Raw genomic sequence first — 19,853 nt, forward strand, 5'->3', positions numbered from 1 at the left:
GCCCGGACGGGCCATGGACGTGGAGCGGTCCCCGCCGCCCGCCTCCCCCCGAGCCCGACGACGGGGACCCGTCTGTGGTGGGTGGGCCACCCCGACCAGGAGGCACGCGTCGGCTGGTCCCGAGACCCAGCCGCTGTCGTGCCTCCCCCCGACGGTCGGGGCGGCCCCGTGCTACCGCGCGAGCTGCCCGAGCAGGCTCGTCGCGGAGTCCTCGTCGGCCGGGAGCGGCAGCGTCGTCACCGACGCGATGCCGCCGAGCCGGCGGGCACGGGTGCGCAGCAGCGTCGCCACCGCGGCGGCCGCGTCGTCGACGTGCGCGGTGCGCTCGACCAGCGCGACGGTGCGCAGCTCCCCGAGCTGCGCGATCGTCTCGGCCCCGTCGAACACGGTGCGCACGAGCGTGGCGGCCTCGAGCATCGTGAGCGAGCGCAGCAGGGGCGGCACCCCGGCGGCGGGCGTCGGCAGGTCGGCGATCACGAGGGCGTGCGTCTCGGTGGCCGACGTGCAGTCGCGACGGGCCACGCGGTACACGTCGGCCAGGCGCGAGCGCAGGTGCTGGCTGGTGGCCAGGCCCGTGAGCGGGTCCTCGCACGACACGGTCTCGAGGTGCGCGGCGCTGGCCTCGGCCCAGCCGGTGCCGAGGGCGCGTGCGACCTCGTAGGCCGGCTCCTCGCCGACCAGGCGGTCGTAGACGCCCTCGAGGTCGCTGTACAGCCGCCGCAGCGGGGTCCCGTCGGCGCCCGCGCTCGCTCCCACCTCGAGCGCGACCACCTCCGCGAGGCCGGACTCGTGGACGTCGCCCCCGACGGCGTCCTCGAGCAGCTGGACGCGCTCGGCGTCGATCCCCGTGCGCCGCGCCCCCTGCGGTGCACCGTGTGCTGTGGACTCGTTCACGACGCCTCCCGGCCGTTGCTGCGGGTGCCCTGTGCATCCGCTCTCAGGACAAGGACGCGCGACCACCGGGATCGTGACGCGGTTTTCGGAATCTTTTTCCTCCCGATCCGCGTCCCGTCCAGATGAGGGAGATATGTCGCGGTCTGCCCCTGTGGGGTACCCCTTTCGTATGGTGGGTCCAGGACTCACCAGGGAACGAGCCATGACCGACCAGGACGCGCCGGCGCAGCCGGGTGACGACGAGCTCATCGCCGCCGTCCGCTCCGGCGACCTCTCGTCCTACGGGCTGCTGTTCTCGCGGCACCAGGAGGCCGCGCACCGCCTCGCCCGCCAGCTGACCCGGGGTGGCGCCGACGCGGACGACCTCGTGGCCGGGTCGTTCGAGAAGGTGATGGACCAGCTGCGGGCCGGCAAGGGCCCCGACGTGGCGTTCCGCGCCTACCTGCTCACCGCGATGCGCCGGCTGCACGTCGACGGCATCCGGGCGGTCTCCAAGGTCCGCCCCACCGAGGACGCCGACCTCGACCGCGGCGTCGACTTCGACGACGCGCCGCTGGCCGCGTTCGAGCAGGGCACCGCCGCCGCGGCGTTCGCCTCGCTGCCCGAGCGCTGGCAGACCGTGCTGTGGCACCTCGACGTCGAGGGCGAGAAGCCCGCCGCCGTCGCACCGATCCTCGGCATGAGCGCCAACAGCGTCTCGGCGCTGGCCTACCGCGCACGGGAGGGCCTGCGCCAGGCCTACCTGCAGCAGCACCTCCGCGAGGAGGCCGACGACGCGCACCAGTGGGCCATCGGCAACCTCGGCGCGTACGTCCGCAAGGGTCTGTCGCGGCGCGACCAGGCCAAGGTGCGCGAGCACCTCGACGGCTGCGCGCGCTGCACCGCGGTCTACCTCGAGCTGAGCGAGGTCAACTCCGACCTCGGCGCCATCGTCGCCCCCGCGGTCCTCGGCGCCGCCGCGGCCGGCTACCTGGGCGGCGGCGGATCGACGGCGATGGCGGTCCTCGGCGGCTGGTGGTCGTCCACCCGGGGCTGGGTCGCGGGCAGCACCACCCACACGGTCGCCGCCGTGGCCGGGGCCGCGGCCGTCGCGACCCTCGCCGGCGGCCTGGTCTTCGTCGCCGTCACCGGCGGGGCCGACGACGTCGCGTCCACCCCCTCCTCGCAGTCCGACGGCGACGGGTCGTCCGGCGACGCGTCCGGGCCGGACTCCCAGGCGCCCGGCACCACGCCCGGCCTGCCGGGAGCGACCCCTCCCGGCACCTCCCCCAGTGCGCTCCCTCCCACGCTCCCCGGCGCCACGCCCCCGGGCTCGACCCCCGCCCCCGACACCTCCGGCCAGGGCGGCTCCCCCGGCTCGAGCGACGGGTCGCCCTCCGACGACGGGTCCGGGGACGGCTCCGGTGACGGCTCGGCCGACGGCTCCGGCGACGGCTCGGGCGACGGCGCGACCGGTGACGGCCAGGGCAGCCCCGACCCCACGTCGCCCGGCGACCCCGACCTGGGGGCGAGCGGGTCGGTGAGCGCGTCGGTCGGCGACGACGCCATCACCGTCACCTGGGACGCGGTGCCCCGCGCCCGCGGCTACGACGTCTACCGCAGCGCCGCACCGCAGGCGGGTGCCGGACGGTTCGGCGTGCGTGCCGCGCTCGCCACCGACGCCGCGGCCACCCTGGTCAACACCGACGGGCCGCTCACCCGCCGGTCCCTCGACGACGAGCCGGTCGACGCCGGCAGCTACGTGTACACCGTGCGCGCGGTGCGCGGCGACGAGCTCGGACCGGGCACCAGCCAGACCGCGCGCGACTGGCAGGGCCGGCTGGTGGGGCGCGGGGCGGTGCGCACCACGGTGACCGGTGGCGGCAGCTCCCTGTGCCTGGGCGCGTCGGGCGGCCGACTGGCCCTCGTCGCGTGCGCCGACTCCCCCGCCGTCGTGCTGCGGGGCGGGATGATCCGCGTCGGCGACCGGTGCGCCGCCGCCGACGGCGACGTCGTCGAGCTCCGCAGCTGCGACCCCGCGTCGGCCGCCCAGCGCTGGAGCCTGCGCGCCGCCGAGCCCGCCGGCACCCGTGTGGTCGCCGCGTCCGGCCTGGTGCTCCGACAGAGCGGCGACTCCCTCGTCCTGGTCACGGCCTCGACGTCGTCCAAGCCGCGCGAGACCCGCCCCGAGCGGTTCCGCGTGCCCGGCCGAGACGGCGTCGACCCCGGTGTCCCCGAGTCCGACGACCCACCCCTGACCGCACCCGCGAACGTCTTCCTCGCCGCGAAGGGCGACGCCGTCACCGTCACCTGGACCGGCGTCGACGACCCCGACGGCTACGTCGTCCGCCGCGACGGCACCGCGGTGTCCGGGCGGCTCGCCGACGGCGCCACGTCGTTCACCGACTCGTCCGTGCCGGACGGTCTGCACGTCTACACCGTGACCGCCGTCCGCGACGACGACACCCGGACGTCCGACGAGGTCGAGGTGGCCGTCGGCCGCACCCGGTACGGCGTGCTGAGGTTCCACGACGACTACGCGGGCGGCGCCTGGTGCGTCGACGCGTCGGGCGGCGTCAGCGTCCAGCGCTGCGCCGGGGCGACGATGTGGAGCTTCTACGCCGACGGCACGATCCGCGACGGTCGCCTGTGCCTGCTGGCACCGGGACGCGACGTGACGCTCGGCTCGTGCGAGGGGGCCACCACGTGGGCGGACTCGGTGGCGCCGCGGTTCGGCGGGGTGTTCCTCGTCGCCGACCGGCGCGACGTCCTCGACGCGAACGGCGGCATCGTGCGCGCGGGCGTCGACCTGATCGCCTACCCGGCCAAGCGCGACCCCACCTCGGCCCCGGGCAACGACAACCAGCGGTTCACCCTTCCGGGCCGTGTCGACGCGCCGTCCGACACGCGGTGACGGTGCGGCGGCGCGCGGGCTGCGATAGGAATGGGGCATGACACTGCTGCGCGTCGTCGCCCGCCCCATGCTCGCCTCGATCTTCGTCGTGGGCGGGCTCAACGAGATCCGCAACGCCAAGGCGATGGCCCCCGCGGCCAAGCCGGTGACCGACAAGATCGTGCCGCCGATCGCCCGGGCGGTGCCGCAGGCCCCGATCCCCACCGACGAGGCCACGCTGGTGCGCCTCAACGGCGCCGTCGAGCTGATCGGCGGGCTCGCGCTGGCCACCGGTCGGTTCCCGCGCTTCTCGGCCCTCGCCCTCGCCTCGAGCCTGGTGCCGGTGACGTTCGCCGGTCACCGCTACTGGGAGGAGACCGACCCGGGCACGCGCCAGAACCAGAAGATCCACTTCCTCAAGAACGCCTCGATCCTGGGCGGGCTGCTGCTGTCGAGCCTCGACCCCGAGCCGCAGAAGAAGGTCTGGCCGCGTCGCGCCAAGGACCGCACCGTCGACCTCACCCACCGGGCCGTCGACGCCGTGCAGGACCTGCGTCCCTGACGTCATAGGGTCGGTCGCGTGACCTCGACCTGGCCCGCACCGCACGCCTCCGGCCCCGTCGACGCGACGGTCGCCCTGCCGGGGTCGAAGTCGCTGACCAACCGTGCGCTGCTGCTCGCCGCGATCGCCGACGGGCCGTCGGTCCTGACGCGCCCGCTGCGCTCGCGCGACACCGAGCTGATGGCCGGTGCCGTGCGCGCGCTCGGCGGCGCGGTCGACGACGTGCCCGGTTCGGACGCCTGGCGCGTCACCCCGCTGTCGACCGGCTCGCCCGTCGACGCCGACGTCGACTGCGGCCTGGCGGGCACCGTCATGCGCTTCGTGCCCCCCGTGGCCGCCCTCGTGAGCGGCGACGTGCGCCTCGACGGCGACCTCTACGCCCGCGAGCGTCCGATGGGCACCGTGCTCGAGGCCCTGCGCTCGCTCGGCGTCACTGTGGACGACGACGGCCGAGGAGCCCTGCCGTTCACCGTCCGCGGCGCCGGTCGCGTGCGCGGCGGCGTCGTGACGATCGACGCGTCCGCCTCCAGCCAGTTCGTCTCCGCGCAGCTGCTGGCCGGGGCCCGCTACGACGAGGGCGTCGACGTGCGGCACGACGGCAAGCCGGTGCCGTCCATGCCCCACGTCGAGATGACGCTCACCGAGCTGCGCCGCCGCGGCGTCGAGGTCGACGACTCCGAGCCGAACCGCTGGGTGGTGCGGCCCGGCCCGGTCGCCGCGCTCGACACCGCCCTCGAGCCCGACCTCTCCAACGCCGGCGCCTTCGTCGCCGCCGCCCTCGTCACCGGCGGCACCGTGCGCGTCCAGGGCTGGCCCGACCGCACCGACCAGGCCGGCGACCGCTGGCGCGAGCTCGCCGCCTCCTTCGGCGCCGACGTCGAGGTGCAGGACGGCACCCTGGTCGTCACCGCGTCCGGCCGGCCCGCCGGTCTCGACGTCGACCTCCACGACGAGGGCGAGCTCGCGCCCGTCGTCGCCGCGGTGTGCGCCGTGGCCGACGGTCCGTCCCGCCTGCGCGGCATCGCCCACCTGCGCGGCCACGAGACCGACCGGCTCGCCGCGATCGTCGCCGAGGTCACCCGGCTCGGGGGCGAGGCCACCGAGACCGACGACGGCCTCGAGATCCACCCCCGGCCGCTGCACGCCGCCCAGCTGCTCACGTACGCCGACCACCGGATGGCTCACGCCGCCGCGGTCCTGGGCCTCGCGGTGCCGGGCGTCGTGGTCCGCGACGTCGAGACCACGGCCAAGACGTTCCCCGGGTTCGCCGACTACTGGGCGACGGTCTTCGGGTGAGCCGGCCACGATGAGCCGCCGCGACGACGACCACGAGCGCTTCGAGCGCCCCCGCCGACGCACGCGTCCGCGCACCAAGGACCGCCCCGACTACGGGGAGGCCGAGGTGGGGCGTGTCGTGACGATCGACCGCGGCCGGTACACGCTCCTGGTCGGCGACGGCGAGCAGGAGCGGGCGGTCACCGCGATGAAGTCGCGCTCGATCGGGCGCAAGGGCGTCGTGGTCGGCGACCTCGTCAAGGTCGTGGGCGACACGAGCGGCGAGACCGACACCCTCGCCCGCATCGCCGAGGTCGAGGACCGCGCCACCGTGCTGCGCCGCACCGCCGACGACACCGACCCCGTCGAGCGGGTCATCGTCGCCAACGCCGACCAGCTCGTCGTCGTCACGGCGCTGGCCGACCCCGAGCCACGCCCGCGGATGATCGACCGCTGCCTGGTGGCCGCGTTCGAGGCGGGCATGAAGCCGCTCGTGTGCCTCACCAAGTCCGACCTCGCCCCCGCCGACGACCTCCTCGACGCACTTCGCCCGCTCGCGGTGGAGGTGCTCGTGACGCGCGTGCTGCCCGGGGGCGGCATCGAGGGCCTCGACGACGTCCGCGCCGCGCTGGAGGGCCACACGAGCGTGCTGGTGGGCCACAGCGGCGTCGGCAAGTCGACGCTCGTCAACGACCTCGTCCCCGAGGCGCACCGCAGCACCAGCTTCGTCAACGCCGTCACCGGTCGCGGACGGCACACGTCCACGTCGGCCATCGCGCTGCGGCTGCCCGGCGACGGCTGGATCGTCGACACCCCCGGCGTGCGGTCGTTCGGCCTGGCGCACGTCGACCCCGACCGTCTGGTCGACGCGTTCGAGGACCTCGCCGACGTCGTCAGCGGGTGCTCGCGCGGGTGCGCGCACACCGCCGACGACCCCGAGTGCGCGCTCGACACCGCCGTGGCGGACGGGACGCTCGACCCGGCTCGCGTCGACTCGTTCAGGCGGCTGCTCGCCAGCCTGACGGCGCCGTACTAGTTGGTCCGGCTGTAGTCGACCGAGCCGGTGGGGTTCCAGACGGCGCGGGCGCCCTTGTCGCCGACCTGGTAGGTCAGCACGCCCACGCCGATTGCCACCACCGCGAGGACGACGGCCAGCAGGTGGCCGACCACGGCGCGGTCGAGGCGGGACGCGGCGACGACGAGCACCGCCACCACCGACAGCACGATCAGCGCGATGAAGAGCCGGTCGCCCAGTCGGGCGTGCTCGTCGACGAGCTCGCCGGTGGGGTTGCCCTCCAGCTGGCTCGAGATCGCGCGCTCCAGGGCCTCGCCGCTCTGCGTGGCGACCCACGCGCTGATCGTGGCGACCACGGCGATCGCGGCGATGGGCCAGCGCAGCGCACGGCGCCAGCGGGACACCAGGTGGGCGACGGAGAGCAGCGCGGCGAGCGGTGCGAGCACGACGACGGCGTGCACCACGAGCGGGTGGAGGGGAAGTCCGTCGAGCTGGTCGAACACGCGGGGCTCCTCGAGATCGGCGTGCCCGGCGGCACGTGTCGTCACAGGGTACGGGGGTCGCCCACTAGCCTGTGGCCATGGCGCACTCGCACACCGACGACCTCCGCCTCGCGCACGTGCTCGCCGACAACGCCGATGCGATCTCGATGGAGCACTTCCTCTCGGCCGACCTCCAGGTCTCCACCAAGCCCGACACGACGTGGGTGACGCAGGCCGACCAGGCCGTCGAGGAGGCCATCCGGCGCACGCTCAAGAGCGCCCGCACCCGCGACGCCGTCCTCGGCGAGGAGCAGGGCGAGCAGCAGGGCTCGGTCGAGGGCAACCGCACGTGGATCGTCGACCCGATCGACGGCACGTCCAACTACGTCCGCGGCGTCCCCGTCTGGGCGACCCTGATCGCGATCGCCGAGGAGGGCGAGGTCGTCGCGTCGTGCGTGTCGGCACCCGCGCTCGGACGACGCTGGTGGGCCTCGGCCGGCGGCGGCGCCTGGACGGGCAAGTCGCTGATGTCGGCGCGCGCCTGCCGGGTCTCGCAGGTCGACCGGCTCGAGGACGCGTCGTTCTCGTACGCCTCGCTCGGCGGCTGGGAGGAGATCGGGCGGCTGCAGGAGTTCACCGCGATGACGCGGCGCTGCTGGCGCACCCGCGGCTACGGCGACTTCTGGTCGTACATGCTGCTCGCCGAGGGCGCCGTCGACGTCGCCGCCGAGCCCGAGCTCAACGTGTGGGACATGGCCGCGCTGGACGTGATCGTCCGCGAGGCCGGCGGCACGTTCACCGGGCTGGACGGGCGCCCGGGGCCGTGGGGCGCCAACGCGCTCGCGTCCAACACCCACCTGCACGAGGCGGCGATGGCCTACCTCGGGCACTTCCCCGACGACTCCGAGGCCGGCTGGCAGCCGCCCCGCACCCCCCGCGCCGACAACGTCCACGACCTCGCGTCGCGCCGCCGCGACTCCTGACGCGCCCCTGATCCCGGGAGCTGTCGGTGCCTCACAGGCCCATGGCCCTGTGAGGCACCGACAGCTCCGGGATCAGGGGGCGTGGACGGGCGCGTGCTCGAGGTCGCGCACCGAGCGCGAGCACAGCGCGAGACCGACCACCACGACGAGCGCCACCGAGCAGCCGACCATCACCGCGCGCTCGCCGAAGAGCGCGGCGAGCGGCCCGGCCAGGAGCTGGCCCGCCGGGATCGCGACGAACGAGCCGAGCGCGTCGTAGGACGTCACGCGGCTCAGCACCTCGTTGGGCACGTGCTCCTGCATCGCGGTGGACCAGCCGATGCTGAACACCTCGATGCCGGCGCCCGACACCAGCGAGACCGCGACGAGCAGCCAGACCGACGGGGCCAGGCCGAGGACGGCCATCGGGAGCACCATCGCCGAGACCGCGACCATCCCGATACGCAGCGGGTGGCGCAGGGTCACCTTGAGCAGCACCACGGACATGAGCAGGAACCCCACGGCCTCGACGCTCAGCGAGAGCCCCCACGCCCGCTCGCCGACGGTGTCGCGCGCGACCACCGGGCCGAGCGTCAGGAAGCCGATCGACTCGAGCATGTTCATCACGCCGAACGCGGCGACGACCACCCAGACCCACGTCAGGCCGGTGAAGGCCGACCAGCCCTCGCGGAGGTCGGCGAGCATCGACTCCGCCGGGCCGGTGGACGCCCGGGGCAGCCGCAACCGCGTCGTGCACGCCGCCGCGACGAGGAACGACACCGCGTCCACGGCGATCGCCCACCCCGAGCCGACCGAGACCACCAGCAGCGCGGCCACGCTCGGTCCGAGGATGTAGGTGCCGTGGCGCGAGAACCCGAGGACGGCGTTGGCCTGCTGCAGGTCGGACCGCTCGACGATCATCGGCACCACCGAGTTGGTGGCCGGGAACGTGAACGCCGCGACGGTGCCGTTGACGGCCTCGACCACCGCGAGGCTCCAGACCTCGGCGTGCCCGCTGATGAGCAGCCAGGCGGCGACGCCCTGCGTCAGCCCGGTGAGCAGGTTCGACACCACCAGCACCTGGCTGCGCGAGAGCCGGTCGGAGACCACGCCGCCGACGAGCATGAACGCGGCCATCGGGATGCTGCGCGCGGCGAGCACGATGCCGAGCGCGGACGCCGAGGCGGAGATGTCCAGCACGGCGAACGCGAGCGCCACCGGCACCATCGACGAGCCGAGGAACGAGGCGGTGCGCGCGGCGAAGAACCAGCGGAACGCCGCGATCCGCAGCGGTGCGGGGACGGTGGTCACGCCTGCTCCCCCGGCACGACGTCGCGCATCGCGAAGAGCGCGGCGGTCATGTTCACGCGGACGGTGCCGTCCGTCCGCGGCGGGCGTGCCGCGGCGTGCAGGCGGGACGCGGCGGCGTCGACCTGCTCCATCACCTCGGCCCACACCTCGGGCTCGACCCACAGGTCGGCGTCGGTCGAGCTCGTCCTGCCGGGCGTCCGCAGCGCACCGCGACGCACCATCTCGGCGGCGAGCGCCTGGAGGTACAGCGGGAAGTCGTCGTCCTCGACGGGCCGCAGCGGCGTGGCGGCGTCCCACGGGTGCCGGTAGCGCTTGGCCGTGCCGCCCCGGATCGTCTCGGTGCCCGCCACGACCACCTGGCCGGCGGCGGCGAGCGTGCGCAGGTGGTACGACGCGTTGGCCTGCGTGATGCCCAGCTCGCGGGCGACCTCGGCGGCGCTCAGCTCGGCGCCGGTGAGCAGCGAGAGGATCTGGAGCCGCACGGGGTGCGCGAGCGCCCGCAGGGACGCGACGTCGTCAGCCATGCGCCGAGTCTGCGCCCGCGGACGACCAACCGTCAAGCAGTTCTTTGGGGGTCACCCTCGGACTCGGACGCCGGGGTGCGGCCGCGGTACCAGAGCGCCAGCAGGCGCGGCGCCAGCAGCAGCGCGGCGAGGTCGAACCAGCCGTATCCCCCGGCGGCCCCGGACGGCGGGTTGCCGATCGGGACGATCCCCGTGGGGTCGTACGGCTGCCACTCCCAGGTGCCCACTGCCGTGCCGACGATCTCGAGGTACGACACGACGAGGAACGCCCCCACGTAGAGCCCGCGGTTGGGGCCCCACAGCAGGAAGCCCACCAGGCACGCGAACCAGAACGCGCCCAGCGCGTCCACGCGGTCGGTGCCCACCAGGCCCCACAGCGCCCAGGCGCCCCCGACCGCCACGACCGTCCAGGCGAGCCGCACCTGGTGCCGCCGCACCCACAGCGTGCGCCCCACCCCGAGCGCCGCGAGGTACACCAGTCCGTGGCCCGGAGGGACGTAGAGGGGGACGTTGTCGAACCGGTAGGTGTACACCTCGAGGAACGGCGAGAACGTGTACTCCACGGCCGTCGCGAACACCACGACGACGAGCACCTGGGCCCGCACGAGCGGCGTCTCGCGCCGCAGCGCCAGCGCGAGGGCCAGCCAGGTCAGGACGCCGAGCAGTCGCTGGGTCCAGATCGTGCCGGTGGCGTCGATCCCGAGCACCACCGTGATCCACCCCATCACGGCGACCGGCATGCCCCGAGTCTGCCAGGAGCGGGATCGTCCGTCCGACTCTGGCCGCGACGGGTCCGACGGCCCTACCATCACGGCACGACCCACCCACTGGAGGAACCATGCGCGTGAGCGACGTCCTGACGTCCAAGGGCAGCACCGCCGTCTACACGATCGCGCCGGACGCGACCGTCGCCGAGCTCCTCGACACGTTCGCGGCCCACGACGTCGGTGCCCTGGTGGTGAGCGAGGACGGCACGTCGCTGGCCGGCGTGGTCTCCGAGCGCGACGTGGTGCGCAAGCTGCGCCACGTCGAGTCGCCGAACGAGCAGAGCGTCGCCTCGATCATGACGGCCGGTGCCGACGTGTACACGTGCACGTCCTCGGACTCGTTCTCCTCGCTGATGAGCGTGATGACCGAGCACCGGGTGCGCCACGTGCCGGTCGTCGACGACGGCCAGATCACGGGGGTGCTCTCGATCGGCGACGCGGTCAAGTACCGCATGGGCGAGCTGGAGTTCGAGCGCGACCAGCTCAGCGGGTACGTCGCGGGCGGCTGAGCCCGGGTCGGTGGCACCATGACGCGGTGAGCACCAGGACGACCGTCGCGCTCGTGGCCCTCGGCGGCGCCCTCGGGGCACTCGCACGCTGGGCCTCGCCCTGGCCGACGCTGGTCACCAACGTGCTCGGGTGCCTGGTGATGGGCGCCCTCGTGGTCGCGCTCGAGCGACGGATGCCCGGACGCTGGGCCCGTCCGCTGCTCGCCGTGGGCTTCCTCGGCGGCTACACGACCTTCTCGGCGTACACGGTGGACGTCGCCCGCCCGCTGGTGGACGGCGACGCCGGCGACGCGCTCGTCCACCTGGTGGCCACGCCCGTCGCGGCCGTCCTCGCCGTCGCCGTGGGCGTGCTGGTCGCCCGTCGGCTCGTCCCCGCGAGGGACGGGACGTGACGGCCCTGCTGGTGCTCGCCGGCGGCGTGGTCGGCGCCCCGGCCCGCTACCTGCTCGACGTCGCGCTGACGAGGGCCTGGGGCCGTCCGCGCGGGATGCCCGTGGGGATCCTGACGGTGAACGTCCTGGGCTCGTTCGCGCTCGGTCTCGTCGTCGGCTCCGGGCTCGGCCCGTCCTGGGAGGTGCTGCTCGGCACCGGCTTCTGTGGGGCCTTCACCACCTGGTCGACGCTGGCGCTCGAGCTGTGGGCGGCCGTCGAGCGACGCGCGGTGGTGTCCGCGGCCGCGAACCTGGGGCTCTCCCTGGTCGTGGGCGTGGCGGGCGCTTGGGGCGGGTTGGTCCTCGCGACGGGCTGACCGAACGTCCATGCTGGACCGGTGCCGCCCCCGACCCGCATCCCCGACGCCGAGCTGAGCTGGCGCTTCTCGCGCTCGTCCGGCCCGGGAGGTCAGTCGGTCAACACGACCGACTCGCGCGTGGAGATCCGCTGGGACCTCGCCAGCAGCAGCGTGCTGTCCGACGCCGAGCGGGACCGGGCGACGACGCGTCTGGGCGGACGCCTGGTCGACGGCGTGCTCGTCGTGACCGCGGAGGAGCACCGCTCGCAGCTGCGCAACCGCGAGGCCGCGCGCGCCCGGCTGGAGGCCCTGGTCGCCGACGCGGTCCGGCCGTCGCGCCACCGCCGGCCCACCCGTCCGACCAAGGGCTCGCAGCGGCGACGCCTGGACTCCAAGACACGCCGCGGCGAGACCAAGCGCCTCAGGCGCCCGCCGGACTGATCAGGGCGACTCGTCCCGCTTCGTCCGTTCGGACCAGGCGCCGCGACGGGTCCGTGACCAAAATTGACTAACTCGCCCCATTGCGTTTGACGGTCGGTGTCCCTGATCTTTGACTCTAGTCACAACATCAGCAGTCATTCTGAGGGAGAACCACCATGACCAAGCGCATCGCGACCACCCTGACCGTCCTCGCCGCGACCCTCGTCCTGGCGGCTCCGGCCTCGCTGACCGCGAACGCCGCGTCCGACGGTGGCTCGGTCGACATCGCCCGCGGCAAGTACGGCTGCTGCTGAGCGACTAGGGACTGAGCACCCGCGGCGAGGGGGATCGCCGGCTCGACTGCGTGTCCGCCGTGGCGTGCACGACCCGTGTCGGGCGGACGCCCGCCGCCCTGACCGAGCGCCGCAGCGCCTCGACCTGCAGGTCGGTGTCGCCGATCTGCGCGGCGAGGTCCGCGACCGTCATCCACGTGCGGGACGCCTCACGCGGGACGTCGTCCCGCTCGGTGGCCTCGGCCGCGAGGCGCGCCATCTCCAGGCCCTCCTCGGCGTGGCCTCGTGCGACCAGGACGTGGGCCTGGACGAGGTCGGCGAACGCGAGGTCGATCGCGACGCCGTCGTCCGCGTCGTGGAGGCTGGCCCTGACGTCGATGATGCGGGTCTCGGCCCGGTCCACGTCGCCGTCCAGGAGGTCGCAGCGCGCGAGGTCGAGCTCCACCCTGCACCGCTCGGCCTGCGAGGCCTCGTCCTGCATCGCGCTCAGGGCCGCCTCGAAGTGCGTGCGGGCGTCCGCGACGCCGCCGCCGGAGCCGTCCTCGAGCATCAGGAACCCGCAGTTCGCGTGCAGCATGCCCAGGTTGCGCGTGGCCTCGCTCTCGCCCAGGACGGCCAGGGCCTGCTCGCTCAGTGCAAGGGCGTCGGCCATCCGGCCCTGCTCGGCCGCGACCATGCTCGAGTTCCACAGCGCACCACCGCGGGACCGCAGGGACCCGCTGGACGCGGCCCGGCTGATGACGTTGGTCAGCAGCATCCGCGCCCGCGTCAGGTCGCCTCGGTCGCTGTAGGCCTGCGCGAGCGAGATCACGATCATGTTCTCCTCGTCGCGGAACTCCGCGCCGAACGCCGCCAGCGCCCGCTCGCCGAGCGACACCGCGTGGTCGAGGTCGCCGCACTGCTTGTAGCACCGCAGCAGCATCGACTGCACGCTCAGCCACAGCTCACGGGTCTCGTCGGGGTCGAGCGCGGCCTGGAGGCCCTCCAGGATCTCGATGGCCTCCTCGACGCGCCCCTGCCCCTCGGTGGCGGCGGCCAGGAGCGCGAGCGCCTCGAGCCGCTCGGACTCGCCGAGCAGGGAGTCGTCGAGGACGATGCGGGCGTACTTCTCGGCCGAGGCGGGGTTGCCGGCGCGGATCGCGATGCGGGCCCACTTCAGGTCGAGGTCGACCTCGGCGCGCGACCGCGCCGCCCGCTCGGCGGCAGCGTCGGCGGTGCCACCGGTGAGGTCGTCGACGGTGGTGCCCAGCCTCTCGGCGAGCACGAGCAGCGTGTCGAGGGTGGGATGACGCTTGCCGGCCTCGATCAACGAGACGTAGGAGGCGGTGTAGTCCGCCCCACCCAGCGCGCCCTGGGACATCCCCCGGGCCACGCGCAGCTCCCTGACCCGGTTGCCGAGTCCTGTCACGTCCGGCATGAGCCGTTCTCCCTCCGTCGCGGAGGCCTCGGACGCGGACCCCGTCCCCGCGCACCTCCCACCGCTCTGTCGATCCACGATACGCACTCCGAGGGGTCGTGGCGGGGGGTTGTCACGAGAAATGTGACTCGTCATTTCGCAGCAGATCTCCTCAAACCGTCCGAGAACAGACGGGGCGGAGGGGTCGTTCCCGTTGACGAATGTGGTCAAACCTCTTTGACTCAGGTCATTCCATCCGTCATATGAGGGAGAACTGCCATGTCGAAGCGCTTCACCACCGTCCTGACCGTCCTCGCCGCCACCGCCGTGCTCGGCGTCGCCCCGGCCAGCATCGGCTCGTCCACCGCCTCCAACGGCGGCGGCAACACCGTCGTGAAGGACATCGCCGGGGGCCGCTGGGGCTGCTGCTGAGCCACGGCCTCCCGTCTCGGGACGGGGGCCGCTCGGCGACGACCGCTCAGCGCAGGCTGAGGGTGACCCCGGGGCTCCGCTCGTCGGCCCGGTCGGCCCGGTCGGCCCGGTCGGTCTCGCGGGTCGGGGACGCGGGTCGGGCGCCCGGCACGATGCCGCCCTGGGCGGCGCGCACGCCTGCGGCGTCCACGGAGGCCTCGAGGGCCTCCATGCGGAGCTCGACGTCGCCGACCTGGCGGGCGAGCTCGGCCACGGCGCGCCACGTGCGGGACGCCTCACGGCGGGTGTCGACGCGGTCGGTGGCCACCGCGGCCTCGCGGGCCAGCGTCATGGCCTCGGCGGCGCGGCCGCGCAGCACCAGCACGTGGGCCTGCACGAGGTGCGCCGTGGCCCGGGCCGACACCGCGGACTCGCCGATCTCGTCGAGCAGCTGGTGCGCCTCGGCGAGGCGGAGGTCGGCGGCGTCGACGTCGCCGGCGGCGACGTCGCACTGGGCGAGGTGGACCAGGATCCTGGCACGCTCCCCGGTGGTGCCCTCGAGGTCGAGACCGTCGACGGCGGCCTGGAAGTGCTCGCGGGCGCGGTCGACGCCGTCGGGCGAGGCCAGCTCGAGCTGGACGACGCCGCAGCTGGCGTGCAGCCGGGCGAGGTTGCGCACGGCGTCGCTCTCGGAGAACACCGCGAGCGCCTGCTCGGACAACCGGACGGCGTCGTCGATGCGGCCGTCGTCGGCGGCGACCAGGCTCGCGTTCCACAGGGCGCCGCCCCGCACCTGCAGGGAGCCGGTGTCCTCGGCCCGGCGCGTGACGTTCTGGAGCAGCATGCTGGCGCGCGTGAGGTCGCCGCGCGCGGCGTAGGCGTCGGCGAGCGACACCGTCAGCATCATCTCCTCCTCGCGCACGGTCGGGCCGATGAGGCGCATGGCGCGCTCACCGAGGTCGATGGCGAGGTCCATGTCGCCAGCGTCCTTGTAGCAGCGCAGCAGCATGACCTGGGTGGAGAGCCACAGCTCGCGGGTGACGTCGGGGTCGAGCTGAGTGGCGAGGTCCTCGCCGATGGCGATGGCGCCGACCAGGTCGCCCTGGCCCTCGGTGGCGGCGGCCAGCAGCGACAGGGCGTCGAGCCGCTCGGACTCGTCGACGCCGACGTCGTCCAGCACGAGGCGCGCGTACTTCTCCGCCGACGCCGGGTTGCCGGCGCGGATGGCGATGCGGGCCCACTTGAGGTCGAGGTCGACCTCGGCGCGCGTGCGGGGCAGCACCTCGCCGTCGAGGTCCTCGGTGAGACCGCGCGGGGACGTGCCGAGGCGCTCGGCCATGAGGGCGACGGCCTCGGCGCTCGGACGCCGCTTGCCGGCCTCGACGAGCGACACGTAGCTGGGCGAGAGCTCGTCGCCGCCCAGCTCGCGCTGGGACAGGCCGCGCTCGCGGCGCAGCTGCCTGATGCGGCCTCCCAGGGCCTCGACGTCAGCCACCCTCGCCACCTGCCTTCCTGCCATGCCGACCACGTCCACCGGACGGGCGGCCCCCGGAGACGGCGCCAACCGTCTCGCTCCCGTCGACAGGGTACTCAACAATGGGGAGCCTGGGGAGAGTCTGTGGTGGTCCGTCCGGGTCGGGCGTGTCGAGCCCCGTCCGGCTCCGGCCAGTAGCGTGGTGCTCCCACCTGCTGCCAGACGGAGGACCGATGGACGTCCGCGAGTCCGAGATCACCTGCCCGCTGTGCGGCGCGCTGGCCACCGTGCGCTACTCGGCGGGCCTGCTGGAGGGCCAGCCCGCCGGGGTGGTCGACCACGACGACGACCCGGGCGCGGTGTGCCTGAGCGGCTGCCACGACGACCGCACCGAGGAGTTCCGCGAGGCCGTCACCACCCTGCTGCGCGGTGCGTGAGGTCAGAGCGTCTCGGACGCCGGCCGCTCGGCGGGCACGAACGACAGCGCCACCACGGCGAGCACCGCGGCCAGCGAGAACACGTAGAAGCCCCACGGGTACTCGATGCCGGCGGTGACGAGCACACCGGTGATGGACGGGCCGAGGATGGCGCCGAGGCGCCCCACGCCGGACGCGAAGCCGAGTGCCGTTCCCCGGGCGTCCGTAGGGTAGAGCTGGCCGACGAACGCGTAGACGAGCACCTGCGCGCTGAAGACGAAGAACCCCGTGACGAAGACCGCGACGTACAGCAGCACCTGGGACTCCAGGCGGATGCTGAGCGCGGCCAGGAAGACCGCGGCGAGCGCGAACCACGCGAGCACGCTGGGCTTGTTGCCGCGGGCGTCGGAGACCCGGCCGCCGACGACCAGCCCGGCGACCGCGCCGACGTTGAGCACGAGCAGCAGGCCGAGGGACGCACCCACCTCGTAGCCGGCGGCCCTCATGATCGTCGGCAGCCAGGTGTTCAGGCCGTAGACGAGCAGCAGCCCCATGAACGACGCCACCCACAGGCCGATGCTGATCCGCAGGTAGCGCCCGCGCAGCAGGGCCGCCACGGGTGCGCTGGCCACCTGGGTGCCCGCCGCCCCGGCCTCGCGCGCCCGCAGGTACGCCTCGGACTCGGGCAGCCTCGCCCACATCAGCGGCACCGACACCAGGCCCGCCACCCCGCCGACGACGAACAGCGAGCGCCAGTCCAGGCCGAGCTCCTGCACCAGGAGCAGGGCGAGCAGGGCCGTCAGGACGGCGCCGACGTGGTAGCCGGTCATGGTGCGGGTGACGGCTGCGCCGGCGCGTCCGTCGGGCGAGGCCTCGCTCATGAAGGCGAGCGCGATCGGCAGGCACCCGCCCAGGCCGAGACCGGCGAGGAAGCGCAGCGCGACGAAGACCTCGAGCGTCGGGGCCACCGCGATGAGCAGGGTGAACAGAGAGAAGCTCGCGACGCAGGCGATCAGCGTCCGGCGGCGGCCGAAGCGGTCGGTGAGGGGCCCGATCGACAGGGCGCCCAGGCCGACGCCGACCAGGCCGACGGTCGCGGCGAGCGTCGCGGACGCCGGGTCGAACCCGAGGTCGCCGGTCTCGATCAGCGTCGGGATGACGGCTCCGAGGACGACGAGGTCGAACCCGTCGAAGGCCACGGCCAGCCAGCACAGGGCCACCGCCCAGCCGTGCGAGGCCGGGACGCGTCCGGTGGTCGATGCGGTCTGCTCGGTGCTCATCGCCAGATCATGGCGGGCCGCACGCCCACCGCGCCAGTCGCCCCGCGCCCGGGAGGAGCCGGGACCGCCCGGTGGAGGGACACTGCTGACGTGCCCGCACTGGTGACGCCGACGGTGGACGTCCACGCGTCGTTCCTCGTGTCCGCGCAGGAGTACCTCGACGAGGGTCGACGGCAGCCGTACGACCACGCCTCCCCCGACCGCGACCTGGCGGCCCAGGTCGAGCGGTGGCGCACGCCCGACGGCTTCGCCGACTACGTCGCGCACCTGGTGGCCGACGCGGTCGAGGACGAGACCCGTCCGCCGGGCATCGTGCCGAGCACCACGCTGTGGTGGGTCGACGGCTCCGAGTACCTGGGACGCATCCAGGTGCGGCACCGGCTCTCGACGTGGCTGCGGGAGTGGGGCGGGCACGTCGGGTACGACGTCCGCCCGTCGGCCAGGCGACGCGGTCACGCCACCGCGATGCTCGCCGCCGCCCTGCCGGTCGCCCACCGCCTCGGCCTCGACCCGGTCCTCGTCACCTGCGACGAGCCCAACGTCGCGTCACGTCGGGTGATCGAGGCCAACGGCGGGGTGCTCGAGGACGTCCGCACCGCCCCCGGCGTGCCGCCCAAGCTCCGCTTCTGGGTCCCGACCTCGCCGCCCGGAGCCCGTTGACCTCCGGCCGAGTCGCCTCCCGGGCCCGCACCCTGCCGACGGAGCCGGAGGTCGACGCGGGTGGTCGGGCGCTCAGAGCCTCCGCAGGCGCTTGTCGGTGAGCAGACGCCTCGCGGCGCGGTGGAAGTCGCGCTCGACGCGGGTGTCGTCGCTCTCGGTGCGGGCGTGCACCCGCCCGAGGACGAAGGCCGCGTCGGCGGTGCCGGCGTGGCCGAGGTGACGGAACCAGCGTCCGGCCCGCCGGGCGTCGAGGTGGTCGCCGAGGACGGTCTGGAGGCCCTTGGACCGGCGCACCACGCGTCGCACCCCCGGCTCGGCCGGGAGCAGCACCTCCAGGGCGTACCGCAGTCGCTTGGCCGACTTGCGGACGTGGTGCAGCGCCTCCTCGTGCTCGGCCTGGGTGAGGACGCGTCCGGCGTCGCGCACGGCCCGGCGCAGGCGTCGCCGCGGCTTGCGGCACAGGCGTCCGAGCTCGTCGGCGGCCCTGCGGCGGGCGAGCGACGTCCAGGGCGGGTCGACGAGCAGCTGCTCGAGCCCGGCGAGCAGGGCGGCGTGACGGCGGGAGTCCAGCGCCCGTCGGGCGCGGTCGCGCGCCGTGGCCTCGGCGTCGTCCAGGTGCTCGCGGGCCAGCAGACGGGCAGGACCGGTGGCGAGCGCGTCGGGCTCGGCGTCGAGCGCGGCCACGACCGACTTGCGCGCCACCTCCACGTCACGCAGGTCGCCGAGCTCCTGGCCCAGCCAACGGAGCTCGGCCTGCAGGTGGCGGGCGCGGTCCTCGTCGAGCAGCGGGCGGTAGACCGTCAGCGCCGCACGGAGGCGACGGGACGCGACCCGCACGTCGTGGACGCTCTCGCCGGCCACGCGGTGCCCGAGGTCGGCCCGCACGAGGACGTCCCGGTGCTCCAGCAGGTACGCGTGCAGGTGGGCGCCGGCGGTCCGCCGACGCAGCCCGGACGACGGCGGCGCGGGCTCGTCCGGGACGCCCAGCGCCCGGCGGATCTTGGACGACGACGTCGACCGCACGATGCCGGCGACCGCGAGGGAGGCCTCGACGTCGTCGAGCACGTCCGGACCGCCGTCGACCAGCTCGACCTCGATCTCGCGCCACCCCGGGTGCGTGTCTCCTCCGGGGAGGTCCACCACCACGGTGTCGTCGCAGACGACCGCGAGCACCTCGCCGTCGGCGCCGAGGAGGCGACGGGTGGTGCGGGTGGTGCGCAGGTCGGCGACCCCGACGAGCGGCGCGCCCGCGGTGAGGCCGGCGACGAGCCGGGCCAGCGGGGCGGGGACGCGTCGGGTGCGGCCGGCCGGCCGCTGCAGCTCGGTGCGGGAGTCGGTGTCGACCGCGAGCTTGAGGTGCCAGCCCGCGTCGTCGCCGCCGAGCCGCCGCCGCAGCGACACCCCCGCCCTCGCGAGCGCGTAGGTCTCGGTGTCGAGGTAGGCGGTGGTGAGCTCGGTGGTGACCGACGGCCCCACGTCGGCGACGAGCCCGCCGACCAGCGGCGGCACCGCCGTGGTCTCGTCGACGTCGTAGGTGCGCTCGACCTCGTGCAGGACCGTCATGCCCAGGACCCTGCCAGAGACGGGTGAACGGGGCCCG

22 protein-coding genes are annotated in these 19,853 nt (G+C 74.5%); 13 read left to right on the top strand and 9 right to left on the bottom strand.

Features of this window, described 5'->3' with window-relative positions:
* Positions 1-171: 171 nt before the first annotated feature.
* A complete protein-coding gene (locus tag ACI6PP_RS04980; protein ID WP_421109632.1) occupies positions 172-894 on the bottom strand; it encodes a hypothetical protein in 723 nt (240 codons plus the stop codon).
* Between the two features lie 202 nt (positions 895-1,096).
* Between ACI6PP_RS04980 and ACI6PP_RS04985 the strand changes: the two genes are divergently transcribed.
* The 4 genes from ACI6PP_RS04985 to rsgA are packed head-to-tail and all read left to right on the top strand — an operon-like array spanning position 1,097 to position 6,639.
* Positions 1,097-3,787: a sigma-70 family RNA polymerase sigma factor gene (locus ACI6PP_RS04985; protein ID WP_421109634.1), complete on the top strand. Its 2,691-nt coding sequence runs from the start codon at positions 1,097-1,099 to the stop codon at positions 3,785-3,787.
* A 37-nt stretch (positions 3,788-3,824) separates the two neighbouring features.
* The gene (locus tag ACI6PP_RS04990) at positions 3,825-4,328 is read left to right on the top strand and encodes a DoxX family protein (RefSeq protein ID WP_421109636.1); all 504 of its coding nucleotides are present in this window, start codon (positions 3,825-3,827) and stop codon (positions 4,326-4,328) included.
* Between the two features lie 18 nt (positions 4,329-4,346).
* Positions 4,347-5,624 (top strand): 3-phosphoshikimate 1-carboxyvinyltransferase, encoded by a 1,278-nt coding sequence (gene aroA, locus ACI6PP_RS04995; protein ID WP_421109637.1) that lies wholly within the window; start codon positions 4,347-4,349, stop codon positions 5,622-5,624.
* A gap of 10 nt (positions 5,625-5,634) precedes the next feature.
* Positions 5,635-6,639, top strand: coding sequence for a ribosome small subunit-dependent GTPase A (rsgA, locus tag ACI6PP_RS05000; protein ID WP_421109639.1), 1,005 nt, complete (start codon positions 5,635-5,637; stop codon positions 6,637-6,639).
* Here the strand turns inward: rsgA and ACI6PP_RS05005 are convergent.
* Complete coding sequence (locus ACI6PP_RS05005) at positions 6,636-7,121, bottom strand: DUF2231 domain-containing protein (protein ID WP_421109641.1); 486 nt, start codon at positions 7,119-7,121, stop codon at positions 6,636-6,638. The two genes, rsgA and ACI6PP_RS05005, sit on opposite strands and share 4 nt — an antisense overlap.
* Before the next feature lie 77 nt (positions 7,122-7,198).
* Between ACI6PP_RS05005 and ACI6PP_RS05010 the strand changes: the two genes are divergently transcribed.
* A complete protein-coding gene (locus ACI6PP_RS05010; RefSeq protein ID WP_421109643.1) occupies positions 7,199-8,083 on the top strand; it encodes an inositol monophosphatase family protein in 885 nt (294 codons plus the stop codon).
* A 72-nt stretch (positions 8,084-8,155) separates the two neighbouring features.
* Here ACI6PP_RS05010 and ACI6PP_RS05015 read toward each other — a convergent pair whose 3' ends face one another.
* Genes ACI6PP_RS05015 through ACI6PP_RS05025 form a run of 3 tightly spaced genes read right to left on the bottom strand, consistent with a single transcriptional unit; the run spans position 8,156 to position 10,637 of the window.
* Positions 8,156-9,373 carry an MFS transporter gene (locus ACI6PP_RS05015; RefSeq protein WP_421109645.1) on the bottom strand — a complete coding sequence of 406 codons (1,218 nt, stop codon included), beginning with the start codon at positions 9,371-9,373 and terminating at the stop codon, positions 8,156-8,158.
* On the bottom strand, positions 9,370-9,897 hold the full coding sequence (locus tag ACI6PP_RS05020; protein ID WP_421109647.1) for an ArsR/SmtB family transcription factor: 528 nt from the start codon (positions 9,895-9,897) through the stop codon (positions 9,370-9,372). Before ACI6PP_RS05020 ends, ACI6PP_RS05015 begins: the two co-directional genes overlap by 4 nt.
* A gap of 32 nt (positions 9,898-9,929) precedes the next feature.
* Positions 9,930-10,637, bottom strand: coding sequence for a hypothetical protein (locus tag ACI6PP_RS05025; RefSeq protein ID WP_421109649.1), 708 nt, complete (start codon positions 10,635-10,637; stop codon positions 9,930-9,932).
* 98 nt (positions 10,638-10,735) lie between these two features.
* On the opposite strand from ACI6PP_RS05025, the gene ACI6PP_RS05030 reads away from it, so the two are divergent.
* From ACI6PP_RS05030 to ACI6PP_RS05050, 5 genes are all read left to right on the top strand, one after another.
* Positions 10,736-11,173, top strand: a complete 438-nt coding sequence (locus tag ACI6PP_RS05030) for a CBS domain-containing protein (RefSeq protein ID WP_421109651.1) — start codon at positions 10,736-10,738, stop codon at positions 11,171-11,173.
* A gap of 26 nt (positions 11,174-11,199) precedes the next feature.
* Positions 11,200-11,565, top strand: a complete 366-nt coding sequence (locus ACI6PP_RS05035) for a FluC/FEX family fluoride channel (protein WP_421109653.1) — start codon at positions 11,200-11,202, stop codon at positions 11,563-11,565.
* The gene (locus ACI6PP_RS05040) at positions 11,562-11,921 is read left to right on the top strand and encodes a fluoride efflux transporter FluC (protein ID WP_421109654.1); all 360 of its coding nucleotides are present in this window, start codon (positions 11,562-11,564) and stop codon (positions 11,919-11,921) included. The genes ACI6PP_RS05035 and ACI6PP_RS05040 overlap by 4 nt, the downstream gene beginning before the upstream one ends.
* Before the next feature lie 21 nt (positions 11,922-11,942).
* Complete coding sequence (arfB, locus tag ACI6PP_RS05045) at positions 11,943-12,344, top strand: alternative ribosome rescue aminoacyl-tRNA hydrolase ArfB (RefSeq protein WP_421109656.1); 402 nt, start codon at positions 11,943-11,945, stop codon at positions 12,342-12,344.
* 155 nt (positions 12,345-12,499) lie between these two features.
* Positions 12,500-12,637: a hypothetical protein gene (locus ACI6PP_RS05050; RefSeq protein WP_421109657.1), complete on the top strand. Its 138-nt coding sequence runs from the start codon at positions 12,500-12,502 to the stop codon at positions 12,635-12,637.
* A 4-nt stretch (positions 12,638-12,641) separates the two neighbouring features.
* On the opposite strand, the gene ACI6PP_RS05055 is transcribed toward ACI6PP_RS05050, so the two are convergent.
* Positions 12,642-14,033 (bottom strand): helix-turn-helix domain-containing protein, encoded by a 1,392-nt coding sequence (locus ACI6PP_RS05055; protein ID WP_421109659.1) that lies wholly within the window; start codon positions 14,031-14,033, stop codon positions 12,642-12,644.
* A gap of 258 nt (positions 14,034-14,291) precedes the next feature.
* Between ACI6PP_RS05055 and ACI6PP_RS05060 the strand changes: the two genes are divergently transcribed.
* The gene (locus tag ACI6PP_RS05060) at positions 14,292-14,444 is read left to right on the top strand and encodes a hypothetical protein (RefSeq protein WP_421109660.1); all 153 of its coding nucleotides are present in this window, start codon (positions 14,292-14,294) and stop codon (positions 14,442-14,444) included.
* A 46-nt stretch (positions 14,445-14,490) separates the two neighbouring features.
* On the opposite strand, the gene ACI6PP_RS05065 is transcribed toward ACI6PP_RS05060, so the two are convergent.
* A complete protein-coding gene (locus tag ACI6PP_RS05065; protein WP_421109662.1) occupies positions 14,491-15,918 on the bottom strand; it encodes a helix-turn-helix domain-containing protein in 1,428 nt (475 codons plus the stop codon).
* Positions 15,919-16,130: 212 nt separating this feature from the next.
* On the opposite strand from ACI6PP_RS05065, the gene ACI6PP_RS05070 reads away from it, so the two are divergent.
* A complete protein-coding gene (locus tag ACI6PP_RS05070; protein WP_421109663.1) occupies positions 16,131-16,334 on the top strand; it encodes a hypothetical protein in 204 nt (67 codons plus the stop codon).
* 2 nt (positions 16,335-16,336) lie between these two features.
* On the opposite strand, the gene ACI6PP_RS05075 is transcribed toward ACI6PP_RS05070, so the two are convergent.
* Positions 16,337-17,593 (bottom strand): MFS transporter, encoded by a 1,257-nt coding sequence (locus tag ACI6PP_RS05075; protein ID WP_421109665.1) that lies wholly within the window; start codon positions 17,591-17,593, stop codon positions 16,337-16,339.
* A gap of 90 nt (positions 17,594-17,683) precedes the next feature.
* On the opposite strand from ACI6PP_RS05075, the gene ACI6PP_RS05080 reads away from it, so the two are divergent.
* A complete protein-coding gene (locus ACI6PP_RS05080) occupies positions 17,684-18,253 on the top strand; it encodes a GNAT family N-acetyltransferase (protein ID WP_421109666.1) in 570 nt (189 codons plus the stop codon).
* Positions 18,254-18,325: 72 nt separating this feature from the next.
* Here the strand turns inward: ACI6PP_RS05080 and ACI6PP_RS05085 are convergent, their stop codons facing one another.
* The gene (locus ACI6PP_RS05085; RefSeq protein ID WP_421109668.1) at positions 18,326-19,816 is read right to left on the bottom strand and encodes a CYTH and CHAD domain-containing protein; all 1,491 of its coding nucleotides are present in this window, start codon (positions 19,814-19,816) and stop codon (positions 18,326-18,328) included.
* Positions 19,817-19,853: the final 37 nt, after the last annotated feature.

Source organism: Solicola agrisoli, from assembly GCF_049059935.1.
Taxonomy (GTDB): Bacteria; Actinomycetota; Actinomycetes; order Propionibacteriales; family Nocardioidaceae; genus JAURVT01.